The organism is Aquimarina longa SW024, from assembly GCF_001401755.1.
Taxonomy (GTDB): domain Bacteria; phylum Bacteroidota; class Bacteroidia; order Flavobacteriales; family Flavobacteriaceae; genus Aquimarina; species Aquimarina longa.
Genome location: NZ_KQ474099.1, coordinates 457,374 through 476,676, shown reverse-complemented (window position 1 = coordinate 476,676; position 19,303 = coordinate 457,374). Strand labels below are relative to the sequence as shown.

Below are 19,303 nucleotides of genomic sequence, written 5' to 3'. Positions count from 1 at the left end.
TTGCTCTTCTTCTTTTTTTACGCTTGTGCGTAGCTACCTTGTGTCTTTTACGTTTTTTACCACTTGGCATAGTGTGTATTTTTTTATGGTTATAATTTATTTACTTACTTTACTTCTACATTAGTTTTTACACCTTCTACAAATATTTTTGCAGGCTTAAATGCAGGAATGTTATGTGCAGGAATTTTGATAGTAGTATTCTTAGAAATATTACGACCTGTTTTTTCTGCTCTAGTTTTTATGATAAAACTACCAAATCCTCTAAGGTATACATTGTCTCCACTTTCTAGTGAACTTTTTACCTCTTCCATGAAAGTTTCAACAGTTGCTTGAACATCACCTTTTTCTATTCCCAGTTTTTCTGAAATTTTTGCTACAATATCTGCTTTAGTCATTATAATACCTATTTAGGGGTTTTTAAATTTTCAAGGGGGCAAATATAACAATTTAAAATCCAAAATATCAATACTTAAGATGATATTTTAATCTTTAAACGTTTAATTTTGCAAATCTTATAAAATTATTATGATTTTTTCTAAAAAACTCATTACGTGGTACTTATGGAATAAAAGAGCTATGCCGTGGCGAGAAACCAAAAACCCTTATTATATTTGGCTTAGTGAAATAATACTTCAGCAGACTAGAGTAGCACAAGGATTACCGTATTATATGTCATTTACTGAAAATTTTCCAACAGTATTTGATTTAGCAAAAGCAAGTGAAGAAAAAGTGCTAAAACTATGGCAAGGATTAGGATATTATTCCAGAGCCAGAAATTTACATACTACTGCAAAGTATGTAGCAGATGATTTAAATGGTATTTTTCCGTCTACTTATAAAGACCTTCTACAGCTAAAAGGAGTTGGTGATTATACAGCTAGTGCTATAGCTTCTATATGTTATGAAGAAGCAGTTCCTGTAGTTGATGGTAATGTGTATAGAGTATTGTCTCGGTATTTTGGAATTGAAACACCTATTAATAGTACAGATGGGGTAAAAGAGTTTAAAGAACTTGCAATAGCATTAATGGACCATGATGATCCCGCTGATTATAATCAAGCTATTATGGAATTTGGAGCACTACAGTGTAAACCAAAAAAACCATATTGTAGTATTTGCCCATTAAATGATAGTTGTGAAGCATTAAAAAATGGAAGCATAGAAAAATTACCTGTTAAACTAAAAAAAATTAAAATTAAAAAACGATATTTTAGTTATTTGGTTTTTTACATAAACGATAAACAAACAATTATTCAGCAAAGAATAGGTAAAGGTATATGGCAGGGTTTATATGAATTTCCTTTGATAGAAAGCAGTGATCCTATAGATAAAGATTCGATTGTATCCCATACTCTTTTTCAGAAAATGATTGAAGACCAGGAATATGAGATTACGGAGTATCAAAGCCAACCAATACTTCATAAATTATCCCATCAACATTTGTACACTAAATTTTATATCATAAAAATAGGTATGCATCTTAAAATAGAGGAATCACACAATATAGTGGATAGTAAAGAGATTCATAGATATCCAGTTCCTATTTTATTAAGTAATTTTATAGAATCATTTTTTTTATAAACTTTTATAGATAGAAAATTTTTATGATGTTTCTAGATAAGATTAAATGAAACGGATGTTATCATTAATTATAAAACTTAAATACCAATAATTTATAAAAAAAATGTTTAAAACATAAACTAAGAGAGGAGACTTGAAATCTTTTTTTTTATTACATTTACTTTAGAACAATTTTTTTTTAGATACTTTAAGAAATAAGAAGTATTCTAATAGCGTTATTTGTTAAGGTCTGTTATTTCTTTGTGAATAATAAACTTTCAATAATAAATTATAGAGATAAATGTCTGGAACACTAAATAAAGTAATGCTTATAGGGCATACAGGAGATGAGGTAAAGATGCATTATTTTGAAGGAGGTAATTGTATTGGTAGATTTCCTCTTGCTACTAATGATTCTTATGTTAATAAAAGTACAGGAGAACGAGTAAATACTACAGAGTGGCATAATATTGTAGTAAGGAATAAAGCAGCAGAAATTTGCGAAAAATACCTTAACAAAGGAGATAAAGTATATATAGAAGGTCGTCTTAAGACCAGAAAATGGCAAGACGAGCAAGGGAAAGATAGGTATAGTACAGAAATACAATGCACTGATTTTACCTTTCTTACTCCTAAAAATGAGAATCAACCTCATGAATCCAAGTCTCAGTCAAATAATACAGGTGCATCTGCCGTTGATTCGCAGATAGCATCACCTAATTCACCAGATGTAGAAGAAGACGATCTTCCATTCTGATATGTTTAATTAAATAAAAAGAATTTGGACCCTGATCCTGAACCCTTGCTTACTGCGGTACTTGTTTTTGATGTTGTGCAGACCATTAATTTGGTTGTGCTTATAATATTACTTGCCTTTTCGGCATTAATATCCGGAAGTGAAGTAGCGTTATTCTCTTTAACTCCTGCAGATCTTAAAGAAGAAGAAAATGCTTCTAAAAATCTTAAAATAATATCAAGATTATTAGACCATCCTAAGAAATTATTGGCGACAATATTAGTAGCAAACAACTTTATAAATATTGCGATAGTATTGCTTTTTGATGCTTTAGGTAAGATCTATTTTAGTAACCTTGATTATGTTCTGTTAGGATGGATAAATATAAGATTTGTTGTAGAAGTAGGGGTCGCAACATTTGTTATTTTGTTATTTGGCGAGATATTACCTAAGTTATATGCTAGTAGGAATAAAGTAAAATTTGCAAAACTTATGGCACGTCCACTAGGCTTTTTGGATTGGATTATCTCTCCAATTAGTATCCCAATGCGTAGTGTAACGATTAGAATTCATAATCAATTAGGAAAACAAAAATCTAATCTAAGTGTAGGTCAGTTGTCACAAGCGTTAGAATTGACATCAGATAAAGATACTACAGATGAAGAAAAGAAAATACTAGAAGGGATCGTATCTTTTGGGAATACCGATACTAAGCAGGTAATGCGCCCTCGGATGGATATTTTTGCATTAAGTAGTGACACTGCATATAAAGAAATTATCCCCGAGATTATTAAAAACGGATATTCTCGGATTCCTGTATATGAAGATAGTATTGATAAGGTTATCGGAATACTTTATGTAAAAGACCTCTTGCCATATATCAACAAGACCTCTTTTGATTGGATAGCCTTATTAAGAAGCCCTTATTTTGTACCAGAGAATAAGAAATTGGATGATCTGCTAAATGACTTTAAGTTAAAAAAGAATCATTTAGCTATTGTTGTTGATGAATATGGAGGAACCAGTGGTTTAATTTCTTTAGAAGATATAATTGAAGAAATCGTAGGTGATATTAGTGATGAGTTTGATGATGAAGATCTGATATTTTCAAAATTAGATGATCAGAACTACGTTTTTGAAGGAAGAACAGCACTAAAAGATTTTTATAAAGTATTGAAAATAGAAAATAATAGTGTTTTTGAAGGTAAAAAAGGAGATGCAGAAACTATTGCAGGGCTATTGCTTGAAATATCAGGGAGTTTCCCTAAACGAAGTGAAATTATCACATTAGATCGGTATGCATTTAAGATCGAATCATTAGATAATAAACGAATAAAACAAGTGAAATTGACGATTAATGAAAAAGAAAGGAGTTAAATTTTTTTTAGGAATTACTATGTTAATGTTACTCTCTTGTGGGAGTGAAATATTACCCAAGCCAGAAGGAATGTTGCGATTAAGTTATCCTACTCCTGAGTATAAAGAAGTGTCATTGTCTTGTGCATATTCTTTTGAGAAAAACGAATTTTCAGAATTTAAAAGAGCTAGAAGAAATAAAAAATGTTGGTATAACCTTGATTATAAAAAATTAAAAGCAACAATATATCTCTCTTATTTTGAGGTTAATAATAATTTAGACTCATTGCTTAGGGATGCTCAGAACCTTACTCAAGAACATGTTGTTAAGGCAGATGGGATTATACAGACGCCTTATGTAAATGAGGAGAATAAGAAGTATGGTATGTTTTATGAAGTATCTGGAAATGCTGCATCTCAATCTCAATTCTATGTAACAGATAGTGTTAGTCATTTTGTTGTAGGTTCTGTATATTTTAAGGTAAAACCAAATTATGATTCGATACTTCCTGCAGCAAATTATTTACGTAATGATATGAGGCATCTTATGGAAACGTTGCGTTGGAAAGATTAGGCTTTGTTTATCATAATAACATAGTTAATTTTCTATCAAAATTACCTCTAAGTATTTATAATTTCATCAATTTTGTAGCTTACTTATAGAGATGCAAAAAACAAAATTAAGATGGCTGTATTTAGCTATATTATCTCTGGTTTGGGGTAGTTCGTTTATTCTTATCAAAAAATCATTAATCGGGCTTACTCCTATGCAATTGGGAGCATTGAGAACATTATTTGCAGCAGTGTTTTTATTTTTGATTGGTTTTAAGAGTATAAGAGCTATAGCAGTATCAGATTGGAAATGGGTAGCAATATCAGCTTTTGCAGGGTCATTTATTCCAGCTTTTCTATTCGCTTTTGCAGAAACAGAAATTGATAGTGGAATTGCGTCCATACTTAATTCTACAACCCCTTTAGTAACCTTAATTTTGGGAATGTTAGTTTTCTCAATACGATTTAATAAAAATCAATTTATAGGAGTATGTGTAGGACTGTTGGGATGTCTCGCTTTAATATTAGAAGGAGCTTCAGTAAATCCTAATCAAAATTATTGGTATGCACTATTAGTGCTTCTGGCTTCAATATGCTATGCAGTAAACGTTAATATTATTAAGAGGTATATGCAACATATCCCACCTATGGCAATCGCTAATGGAAATTTTATTCTACTAATTATTCCTGCTATGATAGTATTGTATTTTTCTGATTTCTTTAAAATTGAAGTAATTTCTAATTCAAAAACACATACAAGCTTACTATATATAGCTATACTAGCAACTGTAGGTACAGGAATTGCAAAAGTAGTATTTAATAAACTAGTTCAGATTAGTACCCCTGTATTTGCAACTTCTGTAACATATACGATTCCTATCGTGGCTCTATTTTGGGGGGTATTAGATGACGAGAAATTTACATTTTATCAGGTTATAGCTTCGGGAGTTATTGTTTTTGGAGTCTATTTAACGAATAGAAATCGATGATTTTAGTTTGTTGTAAAACAATAAATTAACAGTTTTTAAGTTAAAAAAACTTTTAAATTTCGTATTTTTAAGATTAAGAATTTTAAAAAATATAGAAATGAAAAGATCAACTATTCCTGTTACGTATGGCATATTGATTGCCGTTGGACTTATAGCATATTTTTTAATTCTTTCTTTGATAGGTGCACATACAAATCCGATTTTTAGTATAGGCAATGGTGTTATTGTCGCCTTTGGCTTATATAAGGCAATGAAAGATTACAAGAAAGAAAAAGGACAGCATTTCGAATATCAAAAAGGGTTTATGGCAGGTCTTTTTACAGGATTTAATGCTACAATTATTTTTATAGCCTTTTTTGCAGTATATGTAACTAATATAAATACAGATTTCTTGCCAGAAATGCTAGCCAATTGGAGTTCTCATTATTATGTTGGAGTAAGTGAAGTAGTTTTCGTTGCAGCAATTATGGGGTTTGCTACTACTTTCGTACTTACACTATCTTTTATGCAACTATTTAAAGAAAGCTGGAATCCTAAAAAATATTACAATTCACGACCTATAGAGGTATAAAATATTTGTTATTTAATTAATTAGCAGTATATTTGCACCCGCCTATGGAAATAGGTGGGTTCTTTTATTTAAAAAAATTAATTAAACGTTACGCTATGTACGCAATTGTAGAGATAGCAGGGCAGCAATTTAAAGTTGCAAAAGACCAAAAAGTATTCGTACATCGTTTAGCAGGAGAAGAAGGAGATAAAATTTCTTTTGATAAAGTTCTTCTTGCTGCAGATGGTGAAAATATTACTTTAGGCGCCCCAGCTATAGATGGAGCTCAAGTAGGAGCAAAAATCACAAGACACCTTAAAGGTGATAAAGTTATTGTTTTCAAGAAAAAGAGACGTAAAGGATACCGTGTTAAAAACGGTCATCGTCAATCTCTTACAGAAATTATTATTGAAAGCATTGTAACTTCAGGAGCTAAGAAGTCTGAGCCAAAAGCTAAGACTAAAACAGAAAAAGCTGCTCCAAAGAAAGAAACAGCTAAGAAATCTACTCCTAAAGGAGATGATCTTAAGAAAGTAGAAGGAATTGGACCTAAAATTGCTGAGTTATTCAACAATGAAGGAATCAATACATTTGCAGATCTAGCTGGCACTGAAGTAGAAAGACTAAAAGAAATTTTGGTAGCTGCAGGTTCTAGATATGCTTCTAAAAACCCAGGTTCATGGCCTAAGCAAGCTAAAATGGCTGCAGAAGGTAAATGGGATGAATTACAAGAATGGCAAGACACCCATAAAGGTGGTATCGAAAAATAACAAGTTTAATTTTTTTAATACCCTATCATTAATTTAGGGTATATAAAAACAAAAAACATATATTATGGCTCATAAAAAAGGAGTTGGTAGTTCTAAGAATGGTAGAGAATCAGAATCGAAACGTTTAGGTGTGAAGATTTTTGGAGGTCAAGCTGCCATAGCTGGTAACATCATTGTAAGACAAAGAGGTACAGCTCATAAGCCAGGCGAAAATGTATACGCTGGTAAAGACCATACTTTACATGCTAAAGTAGACGGTTTAGTAAAATTTACTAAAAAGAAAGATAACAAATCATATGTTTCTATAGAACCATTTGAAGCGTAAATAAATTCTTTCCTTTGTAATAAAAACGACTCTTTTCTATATAGAAAAGAGTCGTTTTTTATTTGTGAAAAATTAAACCCCAAAAACCGAAAAACTAAAAAAAGATTCTTAATTTTAATATAACTTTAAAATTTAAAACTTATGAAAAAATTAACAATTTGCGTAGCACTCTCAGCTTCTATTTTATTTTCTAGTTGTCTAGGATCTTTTAGTGCTTTTAATGGACTTAGAGATTGGAATGATGGTTTAACAGAGAACAAGTTCTTAGATAATTTGATTTTCTGGGTATTAAATATTATACCAGTGTATGGTCTGTTTTTATTCGGAGATATGATAATCTTTAATGTTATCGAATTCTGGAGTGGATCTAATCCATTAGCAATGAATGAAGGTGATATTGAAACTCAAGTAGTAGAAAAAGATGGAAGTACTTTTAAAATGACTGCTACAAAAAATAGATTACAAATTAATATTGTTGAAGGAAAAAGAAAAGGAGAAAAATTAGATTTAGTGTATAGTCCATCACAAAAATCTTGGAGTGCAATTAAGCCTAACGGAGAAGTGATCAAGTTATCTTCTTTTGAAGATGGGTTTTATGTAATGCACTTGCCAAATGGAGATAAAGTTAAAATAGATCCAATGGCTTCAAGAAATGAAGGTTTAGCGATGATTCAGAACAAAGTAGCTTCTTATGAAAATTGTTTATTAGCAGAAGCAAACTAAATAGATCTTAAATACCTTAAGAATATAGAATGAACCCTTTTTAGTATTAAAAAGGGTTCTGTCATTTAATAACAAAACAACTTGTAGTCTTTTATTAAAGGTAAGATAAGAATGGTGTCAATGATTATTTGCTAACATAAAAATAACGAATAAGTAATGTTTTAAAATTGCAAGCATATTAAATTTATGACATTTTGCGAAATCTAAAGTGATTATTTTTACGCAAGCCTTATGAAACGATTACAAGTAACTACCTTCTTCATATATATATTGATAGTAGTTATTCCTCTTAGTGTGTTAGCACAACCAGATCAGATCGAAGAAAAAAAACAAATAGATTCTACGTTTTTATATTTAAGAAAAGAATTAGAAATTTCTAAAAAAAACGATAAACCAGAAATAATTGCTCAAAAACACCTGAAACTTGGTGAATTTTATCGTAATGCTAGAGTGTATAATGAAGCAATATCACAATATAATAACGCACTTGTGCTATTAAAGAAAAATGATACACTAGCTATTCTTTTGAACAACGAAATCGGAAAAATATACCTGTCATTAAAGAATAGAAATAAAGCAAAAAACTACTTTCATGAAAGTATATTGTTGTCCTCCAAGGCTAATTATATAAAAGGAGAAGCAATAGCAAAAGGATTATTAGGTTCTTGTTATGAAAAAGAAGGAAAGTATCTAAAAGCATTAAAATACCAACAAGAGAGTTTAGAATTGTTTACAGCACTAGATAATAAAGAAGGTGTGGCCATTGTAAATGAAAATATAGGAAGTATTTATGAAGACCTAGAACAATATAATCTAGCATATAAATATTTTAAAAAAGCTCATATCCTTTTTGAGAAAATAAATAATAGCAGTTGTATTAGTGTATTAAATAATCTAGGAGATATTAATAGAAAAACAGGTAATTATACAAAAGCCCTTTATTATACTGTTAAAGCATACAAATTAGCAATTCAATTTGAGGATCAATATGAGTTGCAGAGTGCACATAAAGATTTATCAAAGACTTATGGGTTTATGGGAGATTTTAATAAAGCATATACTCATCTACAAGAATCTAATCGTATTAATGAAGAGTTGATTTCACTACAGAATATAAATCAACTTAATACGTTACAAACGATTTATGAAACAAAACAAAAAGAATCCCAAATCAATTTACTTTTACAGCAAAAAAAAATAGCTAAAGCAAATCAGGAACTTCTTCTTGTTAGTTTGATTGCAACAATCTTCATAGCAGGCGGCTTATTTTTACATTTTAGAAGAAAAAGACGAGAAAATTCAAAAATACAAGAATATAAACAACGAACATTAAAAGCTGAGTTAGAGAAAAAAGTCTTTGAAGAAAAGAATTTACAACACGAGGTTCATGTAAAAACATCTGCATTATCGAGATATAGTTTACACTTATCCCAAAAAAATAAAATATTATCAGACCTCTCTCTTGCACTAACTAATATTGTAGGTAGAAATAATATTGATCTAAAAGCAGCTATTAAAAAACAGATAAAAGAAATTGATTTTAATCTGCATCAGGAAAATGAATGGGATGAATTCAATAATTTTTTTAAAGAAATTCACCCCGAATTTATCAAAAAACTATCTTTATTATGTAAAGAAAGTTTATCTCCAGCAGAATTACGTTTAGGAATGTTATTACGACTTAATTTATCTTCAAAAGAAATAGCATCAATCCTGAGAGTTACTCCAGATAGTGTTAGAGTTGCTCGTTATCGATTACGTAAAAAACTTCCGATAGCGCAAAAAGAAGAACTCGTTAGTTTTATGATAGCATTATAAAAAGGGTTTTTGTGTATTCTTTTTCTCAGCGTTACTGTAATGTAAATAAATCTTAATTGTTGCCTTGTTGTTTCTTCTATTTTATGATGATGTTTACCTTTTGTTGCTTCGGAAATTATCGTTAAAACCCTAGTCTATGCGTAGCTTTGAAAAGATTTTTAAATATATAAAATGATACTATCTAGATTTTTAAGATTGATTTTTGTAACGCTTATATTCGTTGTAAATTCAGGTGCATTATTAGCACAAAATAATTCTATAAAAGGAATTATAACTGATGAGTATGGAATAGCTATGCCAGGAGCCACTGTAGTAATAAATGAGATTTATAAAACTACTGTTTCTGATCAGGAAGGGAAGTTTATTCTGGTTAATATTCCAAATGGTAAACATTCATTAACGGTTCAATATCTTGGTTTTTTGGATACCCAAAAAGAAGTTACTGTGCTTGGGTCTAAAACAGCTTTTATTCCTATTGTTTTAATATCTAAAAGTGTTGAGTTAGATGATGTTAAAATTATAAGTTATGGTGTTAGTGGACAAGCAAGAGCTTTAAATGCTCAAAAAAGTAATATGAATATAACTAATATAGTAGCAACTGATCAGATAGGGAAATTTCCAGATGCTAATATTGGTGATGCAATAAAACGTATTCCAGGTATTACGATGCAAGTAGATCAGGGAGAAGCACGTAATATTATAGTTAGAGGGCTCTCTCCTCAATTAAACTCAGTAACACTTAATGGTAGTAGAGTTCCTTCTGCAGAGGGAGATAATCGTAATGTGCAAATGGATTTAATTCCTTCTGATATGATACAGACTATAGAAGTTAATAAAGCTGTGACACCAGATATGGAAGCAGACGCTCTAGGAGGATCAGTGAATTTAATTACTAGGACTGCTCCTCAGAGTTTTAGACTTTCAGCTACTTTAGGGTCAGGGATTAATTTTATCACAGATAAAAGTATCCTTAATGGATCTTTTCTTGTAGGAGATCGCTCAAAAAATAAAAAATTCGGTTGGATGCTTTCAGCATCAATTACGGATAATGATTTTGGATCTCATAATATCGAAGCAGAATGGACAGATGAGTTTAAATATTACACAGGAGCAGATGATGCAGAGGGAGAGCCAATCTTGGAAGAGGTTTCTGTAGCACCATATACTAAAGAGTTTGAAATACGTACATATCTGGTACAACGCATTAGAAGAAGTTTTGCAGCTAATTTTGATTACCAATTTGATAATAACCATACGATGTTTTTAAAGACAATGTATAATTGGAGAGATGATAGAGAAAATAGATTTCGCTTAAAACATAAAATTTTAGACGCAGAAGATATTGAGATTGATGATTTTTCGGTAACTAATAGGTCATTAACTCGTTTTCCTGTAGAAGTACAACGCCAGACCAAAGGAGGAGTCAATAATGATCGAAATAAAAACAGACGATTAGAAGATCAGCGTATGCAAAATTACAGCTTAGGGGGAAACCATCTTTTTGGAACCGTTAAGATAAACTGGATGGCATCTTTTGCACAAGCATCAGAAGAAAGATTAAATGAACGTTATGCAGAATATGAATCAGAATATAGTGTATATAATGATAATTCTGATCCAGAGTTTCCGATATTTAGAGCTGTAAATCCAACTGAAGCGACTGACCTTTCTAATTTTGAATATGGAGAAATTACAGAAGAGAATCAATATACTAAAGAAGAAGATATCAACTTTTTTGCAAATGTAGAGTTGCCTTCTGATTTCTTCGGAAAAGAAGAGGGTAGTATAAAATTTGGAATACGAAGTCGTTTAAAAAGAAAACTAAGAAGAAACGATTTTTTTGAGTTTGATTTAAAAGATGATTTTGCAACACTATCTGATGTTGGAACGCGTAACTATACAGATTCAGATTTCTTAGCAGGAAATCAATATCAGGCGGGTGTCTATGCTGATGAGAATTGGTTAGGAAGTCTTAATCTTCAGAATGGAGAATCTGTGCCTGATGAGTTTTTGAGAGCAAATTTTGATGTAGAAGAAGATGTTATGGCTGGATATGTAATGACTACTCAAAAACTATCAGATAAACTTAGCATTCTAGGGGGAGTTAGATTAGAACATACAAAGATAAGTGCTACAGGAAATCAAATAAAAGATGAGGAAGATGTGATAGGTAAAATCACTAAAGAAAAGACATATACAAACGTGTTGCCAGGTGTACATCTTAAGTATAATATGTCAACTCAGACATTGTTTAGATTTGCATGGACAAACACAATAGCACGACCCAACTATGTGGATTTATCTCCTACTTTAGATGTGATATCTGATGATGAAGAAATTTTTGTAGGAAATCCTAATCTAGACCCTACTACTTCTATGAATTTTGATCTTATGGGGGAACATTATTTTACATCTGTAGGGATTGTTTCTGGAGGAGTATTTTATAAAAAAATAAATGATTTTATATATACTTTTAAAGAGAAAACTACTGATAATACATTTGGGGCAGATACCTCTGAGTTTGATGTTTTTCAACCGCTTAATGGTGATGGAGCTTCTGTTTTTGGTGTAGAAATGGCTTTTCAGCGTAAGCTAGATTTTTTACCAGGATTTGCAAAAAACTTTAGTATTTATCTTAATTATACATATCTTACATCAAGTGCAAAGGGAATTCGTAATGAAGATGGTGAAGAAAGAACAGATTTAGATTTACCGAATACAGCACCACATCTATTTAATGGATCTTTAGGATATAATGATACCAAGTTTAGTATACGACTATCAACTAATTTTTCTGATGCTTATATCGATGAGATTGGAGGCAATACTTTTGAAGACAGGTATTATGATAAGCAACTTTTTTTAGATTTTAATGCTAGTTATGCTATAACAAAAAGCCTTAGCATATATGCAGATGTAAATAATATAACGAATCAACCATTACGATTTTATCAAGGAATCTCACAGCGAACTATGCAAGCAGAGTATTATGATAGAAGACTGACTTTTGGTTTAAAATATGATTTGTTTAAAAAATAAGAAATATCTCGCCACAAAGAATATATCAAACTGTTTTTTTTAAGCCAATAACTTTAGATAAAATTGATGAGAAATGCGTTTAAAAACAAGGCAATACTCAATAAATTCACCCTCTTAATGAGGAATTAAATTATATTATAATGAATAATACTTTTATATTATTAATTGCTGTTTTATTTTTTTCTTGTAATAAGAAGTTACCACAGATTGACCCTGATGTTATTTCAGAAAAAGTAAATTATGATACAGATGACCCTGCAATTTGGGTTCATCCTACAGATGTTTCTAAAAGTATTGTCTTTGGGACAGATAAAGATACTGATGGAGCAATCTATGCTTTTGATTTAGCAGGAAAAGTAATTCCTGAAAAAATAATTAAAAATATAAAATACCCTAATAATATTGATGTAGAGTATGGATTTAGAATAAATGATTCTACTACAGTTGATATTATAGCTTTTACAGAAAGAGAACGAAATAGAATTCGTCTTTTTTCAGTTCCGGATATGCAACCTTTGGATAATGGAGGTTTTTTAGTCTTTGAAGACGAAACCGATCCTGAATTAAAGAGGCCAATGGGGGTTGGTTTATATAAAAACCCATTAGATCATACTATTTCTGCAATCATTAGCAGAAAATCAGGACCTGTAAATGGGTATTTATATCAATACCAGTTTAATAGCGATAGTACGGGTGTGTATGCTAAGTTGACTAGAAAGTTTGGAAAATTTAGTCAAAACAAAGAAATTGAAGCTATTGCTGTAGATGATGAATTAGGTTTTGTGTATTATGCAGACGAAGGAGTAGGAATACGTAAATATTATGCGAATCCAGAAAAGGGCAATAAGGAATTGTCATTTTTTGGAGGTGAATATTTCAAAGATGATATAGAAGGGATTGCTATTGCTGCTAAGCCTCAAGGAAATGGGGTTTTGATAGTTTCGGATCAGCAAAAAGGACAGTTTAACTTGTTTTCTAGAAAGAATAATGTTTTTATTAAAGCAATTAATTTAGGTACAGAAGAAACCGATGGATGTGATGTGGTTTCATTGCCTCTTAATAGTACTTTTAAAAATGGTCTTTTTGTAGCTATGAATAATGAGCGAAACTTCTACTTTTATGATTTAGGAAAATTGCAACCATGATTATGATGTTATTAAAAAAACCTCGTTGTACAACGAGGTTTTTTTAAAATCTATTTTTTTTGGCTGATAGCAAAATGATTTAGAATCATAGAGCTTCAGTAGCTTATTAATATCTGTAATATTCAGGTTTAAAAGGACCTTCTACAGTAACACCTATATATTCAGCTTGCTCTGGTCTTAGTGTTTCTAATTCTACTCCAAGACGTGCTAAATGTAGTTTAGCTACCTTTTCATCAAGATGTTTTGGTAACATATATACTTCATTCTTATAATTTTCAGAATTTTTCCAAAGTTCTATCTGTGCTAAAGTTTGATTTGTAAATGAATTACTCATTACAAAACTTGGATGTCCTGTAGCACAACCAAGGTTTACTAGACGACCTTCGGCTAAGATGATAATATCTTTTCCATCGATAGTGTATTTATCTACTTGTGGTTTGATTTCATCCTTGGTGTTCCCGTAATTGTCATTTAACCAAGCCATATCAATTTCATTATCAAAATGACCAATATTACATACGATAGCTTTATCTTTTAAAGCTTTAAAGTGATGTCCTTGCACAATATCTTTATTACCAGTAGTAGTGATGATCACATCAGCATTACCAATTACAGTTTCTAGTTTTTTAACTTCAAAACCGTCCATGGCAGCTTGTAATGCACAGATAGGATCAATTTCTGTAACAGTAACGATAGATCCAGCTCCTCTAAATGATGCGGCACTACCTTTTCCTACATCTCCATATCCACACACAATTACACGTTTACCAGCAAGCATAGTATCTGTAGCGCGGCGTATTGCATCTACAGCGCTTTCACGACAACCATATTTATTATCAAATTTAGATTTGGTAACAGAATCATTTACATTGATAGCTGGCATAGGTAATGTTCCGTTTTTCATTCTTTCATATAAGCGGTGAACTCCAGTGGTAGTTTCTTCAGATAATCCTTTAATATCTTCTACTAATTCTGGGTATTTGTCTAATACCATATTCGTAAGATCACCACCATCATCAAGAATCATATTCAATGGTTTTCTATCTTCGCCAAAGAATAATGTTTGCTCGATACACCAATCAAACTCTTCTTCATTCATTCCTTTCCATGCATATACAGGTATCCCAGCTTCAGCAATAGCAGCAGCTGCTTGATCCTGAGTAGAGAATATATTACAAGAACTCCAAGTTACTTCAGCACCAAGAGCTAGTAGTGTTTCTATTAATACAGCAGTCTGTATGGTCATATGAAGACATCCTGCGATACGAGCACCTTTAAGAGGTTGTTCATCTTTATATTCTTCACGAAGAGACATAAGTCCTGGCATTTCTGCCTCTGCTAATTCAATTTCTTTTCTTCCCCATGCAGCTAATGAAATGTCTTTCACCTTGTAAGGGATATAAGGTACTGTTTTGGTGCTCATAATTTTTATTTTATGTTTATAAAGTGCATTTTGGTATTTAGCACTAAATTGTTCTAAATTCGCTTTTCGAAAACTAGAATTTAACTTCTTTTTTCGGTTTGCAAAGGTACGTAATAACTTTAATACTATAAATGCCTCTTTACAAAACTATAACAATAGACGAAAGTACTAACGTGTTGATTTGGAAGATTGAAGAATCTTATGAATCACTCTGTGAAGGAATAGAATTAACAGAATATTGTCAGAATAGAGTGGATAGTATGAAATCTGATATACATCGCAGAGGTTTTATGAGTGTACGACATCTACTTGCTGTTTTGGGGTATACTGATCATGATTTATATTATGATGAATTAGGAAAGCCACATCTTAAAGATGAAAAACAAATTTCGATTACTCATTCTTATGAGTATGCAGGGGTTATTATTAGTGATCACCCAGTAGGTATTGATATTGAGAAGCAACGAGAAAAAATTCATAAGATAGCACATAAATTCGTTAATGAATTTGAAAAAGACTATGTAGCACAACAAGATTTTGAAAAAACTCGTGTTTTAACGATAATATGGGGGGCCAAAGAATCATTATATAAACTGTATGCTACCGCTGGATTAAGTTTTGAACAACACATCTATATATCGCCTTTTACATTGGATTATCCATTTGTTTATGGAGCAGTTAATTATGAGAATATAATGAGTCACTACGATATAAACTTTATAGAGTTTGAAGGTTTTACATGTGTTTATGCATTACCAGGGACTGATGTATAGTTTTTTAAATAGACTTATAATTCTATTTAAAAAAAAGTATCAGGTAAATTATTTTAAGAGTTTCAATGAAATAAATAGATAATTCTAGTTAATTTTGAACTAGAAGCACTAAACTATCGAAGAATATATATAGTTGTATTTTTCGATAACATACTATAATGTGTAAGTATCAGTAGAGTGAACACTTATTCCATTTCAGGAGGATTATGAAATGTATAACATTAGTTTTGTAAAAAGGTTACACTGATCTGATTTTTAATTAAAGAAATTAAAATAGCTTTTAGAGATATAGATCATGTTATGATGTATATGAAAATGATAAAAAGTGATAAAAGCAATTATGAATCTGATTTTTGATTTTTTCTTTGGACAGTACTCAGAATACTCCAATTTACATATTACTCTTGAAATTGTAGCAGTAGTTTTTGGATTGGTAAGTGTGTTATTTGCAAGATCAAATACAATATGGGTATATCCAACAGGTATTATCAGTACCTCAATTTATGTATACTTATTGTTTCAATGGTCATTGTTAGGTGATATGATGATTAATGGATATTATTTTATAATGAGTATCTATGGATGGTATATTTGGACTAGAAAAATAGATGAAACACAGGTTACACCTATTTCCCGAACAACTTCTGATGAAAAAAATATAGCAATAGTAATCTTCATTATGACCTTGGTTTTTGTATTTGGAGTATATGTTGTTTTTGATAAATGGAATGATTGGACAGCATATATAGATACCTTAACTACTGCAATATTCTTTGTAGGAATGTGGTTAATGGCCAAAAGAAAAATTGAGAATTGGATATTTTGGTTTTTAGGAGATATTATCTCAGTACCTTTATATTTTTATAAAGGATTTACTTTTACGAGTTTTCAATATTTATTATTTACTATTATTGCAATTTTAGGGTATATTACATGGAAGAAAAACTTAGACAACAGCCTTCAAACTGCATAAAAATAGTATTATTTGGTCCAGAATGTACAGGTAAAACCACATTGTCTAAACAGCTGTCAGCGCATTATAATGCCCAATGGGTTTCTGAATATATGCGAGAGTATCTTCAAAAAAAATGGGATCAGACTAAAGAAGTATGTGTATATGATGATATGATACCTATTGCAGAGGGGCAAATGAGACTAGAGAATGAGGCAGTCAAAAAAACAAATAAGCTATTATTCTGTGATACTAACCTTTTAGAACTTAAGGTGTATTCAGAAACATATTATGATGGGAATGTTCCTGAAATCTTAAATAAAATTTCATTAGAAAATGTTTATGATTTGTACCTTTTGACTTATATTGACATCCCTTGGGTTGCTGATGACCTCAGAGATAAACCCGAAGAACGAGAAGCAATGTTTTTAAAATTTAAAGAATGTCTTGATATATATGAACTTCCATATATTGTGATAAAAGGAGATAAAACCACTCGTTTTAAAACAGCTATAACATATATTAGACAGTTAATAGAATAAAGAATGAATATAACGGATAAAGATATTAAGTTAATCAAAACAAAAGGATTAACAGTTGATAAAGTACTTTCTCAAATAGAAACTTTTAAAAATGAAATCCCATTTGTATCATTAAGAAGTGCTGCAACCCTTGATAATGGGATTCTTAAATTTACAGAACATTACCAATCAGAGTTAATTAAACTGTATAACTCTAGAGTGCAAAACTTAGAAACGATAAAATTTGTTCCGGCATCTGGTGCTGCTACACGTATGTTTAAAGACTTATTTCGGTTTCTTGATAATTATGATTTTGAGAAAGAAAGCCTTAATTCTTATACAAACCACGAAAAAGCAAATGCAATACGATTATTTTTAATAGGACTAGAAAAATTTCCTTTTTTTGATATTGTTATAGAAAAAGTAAAAAAATCGTACCCTAGATTTCGTTCATTATCCGAGGGGAAACAGCTATATATTTTTGTGGAAATGATGTTAAAAGAAAAAGGACTTAATTACGGAGTTTTTCCTAAAGGATTACTTCCTTTTCATAATTATATAGATAGTATTGCAACTGCTTTTGAAGAACATCTTTATGAAGCTGCAGGTTATAATACTAATGATAAAGGAGATTCTAAATTACACTTTACAATTTCTAGGGAGCATCTTAACGCATTTAAAGATGAATTTGAAAGAATTAAGAAAAAAGTAGAAGAAAAAACAAATACTAATTTTAGTATTACCTATTCATTTCAAAAACCAGAAACAGATACTATTGCTGTAACAGAAGATAATGAACCATTTAGAAACGAAGATGGCTCTTTATTGTTCAGACCTGGAGGACATGGAGCATTGATCGAAAACCTAGACGATCTAGATGGAGATATTATTTATATTAAGAATATAGACAATGTAGTAGTACGAAAATATCAAGATGAAGTTTCTGGATATAAAAAAGTACTAGCAGGTAAATTGATTGAAATTCAGGATGAGGTATTTAGAATATTAAATGCAATTGATAAAGAAAAACCATCTGAAGCAGAATTAAAAGATATCAAGAAGTTTTTGGTTCAGCAGTTAAATGTGACATTACCTTTAGATTTTGATAAATTTGCAGATAAATATAAGCTTCAGTTTTTACGAAAATCCTTAGATCGTCCTATTCGTGTGTGTGGTATGGTTATTAATGAAGGAGAACCTGGAGGAGGACCATTTTGGGTAAAACGAGAAAATGGCAGATCGGTATTACAGATTATCGAAACACCGCAGATAGATAAAACAAATTATAGACAAGATGAAATTCTTAAAAGTGCAACTCATTTTAATCCAGTAGACTTAGTATGTGGAGTACGAGATTATAAAGGAGAAAAATTCAACCTATTAGAATTTGTTGATCCCGAAACAGGGTTCATTACAAAGAAAACAATGAATGGAAAGGTATTAAAAGCACTAGAATTACCCGGGTTATGGAATGGTGCAATGGCAAATTGGATTAGTGTATTTGTAGAAGTACCTTTAACTACATTTAATCCTGTTAAAACTGTAAATGACTTATTAAAATCTGCTCATCAAGTAACACTCTTTTCGTGAATACTTCGATAATTATAAATGAATTAAAATATAAAGCGATTCGAAGTTCTGGTGCAGGAGGACAGCATGTGAATAAGGTTTCTTCAAAAATAGAACTAACTCTAGATATTGAGGCATCAGCAGGATTTACTAATGATGAGAAATTAAGGTTGTATAAAAAATTGTCCTCGAGATTAACTAAATCAAAGGTTTTAATATTACAATGTGGAGATAGCAGAAGTCAACATAGAAATAAAGAATTGGTAATAAAAAGATTACTGGATATCCTAAAAATTAATCTTCATATTCCAAAGAGAAGAAAACTTACTAAACCTTCTAAAGGAGCAATTAAAAAACGTTTGGATAACAAACATAAACAAAGTTTAAAAAAAGTAAATCGTAGAAAACCTATATAACAAGAAATCGTATCTCCAATGGATTTTAAAATATGATGAGTCGTTTATTTTTTCACTTCATAATCCTAATAAAATAGTTTTAATTC

19 protein-coding genes are annotated in these 19,303 nt (G+C 30.7%); 17 read left to right on the top strand and 2 right to left on the bottom strand.

What is annotated here, in order from left to right; translation table 11 throughout:
* Nucleotides 1-104 precede the first annotated feature (104 nt).
* Nucleotides 105-395, bottom strand: a complete 291-nt coding sequence (locus tag N456_RS11125; protein WP_025741241.1) for an HU family DNA-binding protein — start codon at nt 393-395, stop codon at nt 105-107.
* Nucleotides 396-525: 130 nt separating this feature from the next.
* On the opposite strand from N456_RS11125, the gene mutY reads away from it, so the two are divergent.
* The 12 genes from mutY (at nt 526) to N456_RS11065 (ending at nt 13,563) form a co-directional block, all read left to right on the top strand.
* The gene (gene mutY, locus N456_RS11120; protein ID WP_062056883.1) at nt 526-1,581 is read left to right on the top strand and encodes an A/G-specific adenine glycosylase; all 1,056 of its coding nucleotides are present in this window, start codon (nt 526-528) and stop codon (nt 1,579-1,581) included.
* A gap of 280 nt (nt 1,582-1,861) precedes the next feature.
* Nucleotides 1,862-2,317 carry a single-stranded DNA-binding protein gene (locus tag N456_RS11115; RefSeq protein ID WP_062056881.1) on the top strand — a complete coding sequence of 152 codons (456 nt, stop codon included), beginning with the start codon at nt 1,862-1,864 and terminating at the stop codon, nt 2,315-2,317.
* 24 nt (nt 2,318-2,341) lie between these two features.
* Nucleotides 2,342-3,673, top strand: a complete 1,332-nt coding sequence (locus N456_RS11110) for a gliding motility-associated protein GldE (protein ID WP_062056879.1) — start codon at nt 2,342-2,344, stop codon at nt 3,671-3,673.
* Entirely contained in the window at nt 3,654-4,226 is a 573-nt protein-coding gene (gldD, locus tag N456_RS11105) for a gliding motility lipoprotein GldD (protein ID WP_062056877.1), read from the top strand. Before N456_RS11110 ends, gldD begins: the two co-directional genes overlap by 20 nt.
* A gap of 91 nt (nt 4,227-4,317) precedes the next feature.
* Nucleotides 4,318-5,193: a DMT family transporter gene (locus N456_RS11100; protein WP_062056875.1), complete on the top strand. Its 876-nt coding sequence runs from the start codon at nt 4,318-4,320 to the stop codon at nt 5,191-5,193.
* Between the two features lie 97 nt (nt 5,194-5,290).
* Nucleotides 5,291-5,764 (top strand): DUF4199 domain-containing protein, encoded by a 474-nt coding sequence (locus N456_RS11095; protein WP_062056873.1) that lies wholly within the window; start codon nt 5,291-5,293, stop codon nt 5,762-5,764.
* Nucleotides 5,765-5,859: 95 nt separating this feature from the next.
* On the top strand, nt 5,860-6,513 hold the full coding sequence (gene rplU, locus N456_RS11090; protein ID WP_062057494.1) for a 50S ribosomal protein L21: 654 nt from the start codon (nt 5,860-5,862) through the stop codon (nt 6,511-6,513).
* A gap of 64 nt (nt 6,514-6,577) precedes the next feature.
* Nucleotides 6,578-6,838 carry a 50S ribosomal protein L27 gene (gene rpmA / locus N456_RS11085; RefSeq protein ID WP_062056871.1) on the top strand — a complete coding sequence of 87 codons (261 nt, stop codon included), beginning with the start codon at nt 6,578-6,580 and terminating at the stop codon, nt 6,836-6,838.
* 141 nt (nt 6,839-6,979) lie between these two features.
* The gene (locus N456_RS11080; RefSeq protein ID WP_062056869.1) at nt 6,980-7,561 is read left to right on the top strand and encodes a DUF3332 domain-containing protein; all 582 of its coding nucleotides are present in this window, start codon (nt 6,980-6,982) and stop codon (nt 7,559-7,561) included.
* A 231-nt stretch (nt 7,562-7,792) separates the two neighbouring features.
* A complete protein-coding gene (locus tag N456_RS11075; protein ID WP_062056867.1) occupies nt 7,793-9,379 on the top strand; it encodes a tetratricopeptide repeat protein in 1,587 nt (528 codons plus the stop codon).
* A gap of 171 nt (nt 9,380-9,550) precedes the next feature.
* Nucleotides 9,551-12,418, top strand: coding sequence for a TonB-dependent receptor (locus N456_RS11070; protein WP_062056866.1), 2,868 nt, complete (start codon nt 9,551-9,553; stop codon nt 12,416-12,418).
* Nucleotides 12,419-12,558: 140 nt separating this feature from the next.
* Nucleotides 12,559-13,563, top strand: coding sequence for a phytase (locus N456_RS11065; protein WP_062056864.1), 1,005 nt, complete (start codon nt 12,559-12,561; stop codon nt 13,561-13,563).
* Nucleotides 13,564-13,669: 106 nt separating this feature from the next.
* Here N456_RS11065 and ahcY read toward each other — a convergent pair whose 3' ends face one another.
* Nucleotides 13,670-14,986, bottom strand: a complete 1,317-nt coding sequence (gene ahcY / locus N456_RS11060; RefSeq protein WP_062056861.1) for an adenosylhomocysteinase — start codon at nt 14,984-14,986, stop codon at nt 13,670-13,672.
* A gap of 131 nt (nt 14,987-15,117) precedes the next feature.
* On the opposite strand from ahcY, the gene N456_RS11055 reads away from it, so the two are divergent.
* The 5 genes from N456_RS11055 (at nt 15,118) to arfB (ending at nt 19,217) form a co-directional block, all read left to right on the top strand.
* Nucleotides 15,118-15,759, top strand: coding sequence for a 4'-phosphopantetheinyl transferase family protein (locus tag N456_RS11055; RefSeq protein WP_062056859.1), 642 nt, complete (start codon nt 15,118-15,120; stop codon nt 15,757-15,759).
* A 340-nt stretch (nt 15,760-16,099) separates the two neighbouring features.
* Entirely contained in the window at nt 16,100-16,732 is a 633-nt protein-coding gene (gene pnuC, locus N456_RS11050; RefSeq protein ID WP_062056858.1) for a nicotinamide riboside transporter PnuC, read from the top strand.
* Nucleotides 16,693-17,253 carry an AAA family ATPase gene (locus N456_RS11045; protein ID WP_062056856.1) on the top strand — a complete coding sequence of 187 codons (561 nt, stop codon included), beginning with the start codon at nt 16,693-16,695 and terminating at the stop codon, nt 17,251-17,253. The genes pnuC and N456_RS11045 overlap by 40 nt, the downstream gene beginning before the upstream one ends.
* A 3-nt stretch (nt 17,254-17,256) precedes the next feature.
* On the top strand, nt 17,257-18,822 hold the full coding sequence (locus N456_RS11040) for a DUF4301 family protein (RefSeq protein WP_062056853.1): 1,566 nt from the start codon (nt 17,257-17,259) through the stop codon (nt 18,820-18,822).
* On the top strand, nt 18,819-19,217 hold the full coding sequence (gene arfB, locus N456_RS11035) for an alternative ribosome rescue aminoacyl-tRNA hydrolase ArfB (RefSeq protein ID WP_062056851.1): 399 nt from the start codon (nt 18,819-18,821) through the stop codon (nt 19,215-19,217). Before N456_RS11040 ends, arfB begins: the two co-directional genes overlap by 4 nt.
* Nucleotides 19,218-19,303: the final 86 nt, after the last annotated feature.

Bases quoted from the DNA above. Each gene is read 5' to 3' on its own strand.
- N456_RS11100 (WP_062056875.1), top strand. From the start codon at position 4,318: ATGCAAAAAACAAAATTAAGATGGCTGTATTTAGCTATATTATCTCTG.
- gldD (WP_062056877.1), top strand. From the start codon at position 3,654: ATGAAAAAGAAAGGAGTTAAATTTTTTTTAGGAATTACTATGTTAATG.
- N456_RS11045 (WP_062056856.1), top strand. From the start codon at position 16,693: ATGGAAGAAAAACTTAGACAACAGCCTTCAAACTGCATAAAAATAGTA.
- rplU (WP_062057494.1), top strand. From the start codon at position 5,860: ATGTACGCAATTGTAGAGATAGCAGGGCAGCAATTTAAAGTTGCAAAA.
- rpmA (WP_062056871.1), top strand. From the start codon at position 6,578: ATGGCTCATAAAAAAGGAGTTGGTAGTTCTAAGAATGGTAGAGAATCA.
- N456_RS11055 (WP_062056859.1), top strand. From the start codon at position 15,118: ATGCCTCTTTACAAAACTATAACAATAGACGAAAGTACTAACGTGTTG.
- N456_RS11075 (WP_062056867.1), top strand. From the start codon at position 7,793: ATGAAACGATTACAAGTAACTACCTTCTTCATATATATATTGATAGTA.
- N456_RS11080 (WP_062056869.1), top strand. From the start codon at position 6,980: ATGAAAAAATTAACAATTTGCGTAGCACTCTCAGCTTCTATTTTATTT.
- N456_RS11095 (WP_062056873.1), top strand. From the start codon at position 5,291: ATGAAAAGATCAACTATTCCTGTTACGTATGGCATATTGATTGCCGTT.
- ahcY (WP_062056861.1), bottom strand. From the start codon at position 14,986: ATGAGCACCAAAACAGTACCTTATATCCCTTACAAGGTGAAAGACATT.
- N456_RS11115 (WP_062056881.1), top strand. From the start codon at position 1,862: ATGTCTGGAACACTAAATAAAGTAATGCTTATAGGGCATACAGGAGAT.
- pnuC (WP_062056858.1), top strand. From the start codon at position 16,100: ATGAATCTGATTTTTGATTTTTTCTTTGGACAGTACTCAGAATACTCC.
- mutY (WP_062056883.1), top strand. From the start codon at position 526: ATGATTTTTTCTAAAAAACTCATTACGTGGTACTTATGGAATAAAAGA.
- N456_RS11040 (WP_062056853.1), top strand. From the start codon at position 17,257: ATGAATATAACGGATAAAGATATTAAGTTAATCAAAACAAAAGGATTA.
- N456_RS11125 (WP_025741241.1), bottom strand. From the start codon at position 395: ATGACTAAAGCAGATATTGTAGCAAAAATTTCAGAAAAACTGGGAATA.
- N456_RS11065 (WP_062056864.1), top strand. From the start codon at position 12,559: ATGAATAATACTTTTATATTATTAATTGCTGTTTTATTTTTTTCTTGT.
- N456_RS11070 (WP_062056866.1), top strand. From the start codon at position 9,551: ATGATACTATCTAGATTTTTAAGATTGATTTTTGTAACGCTTATATTC.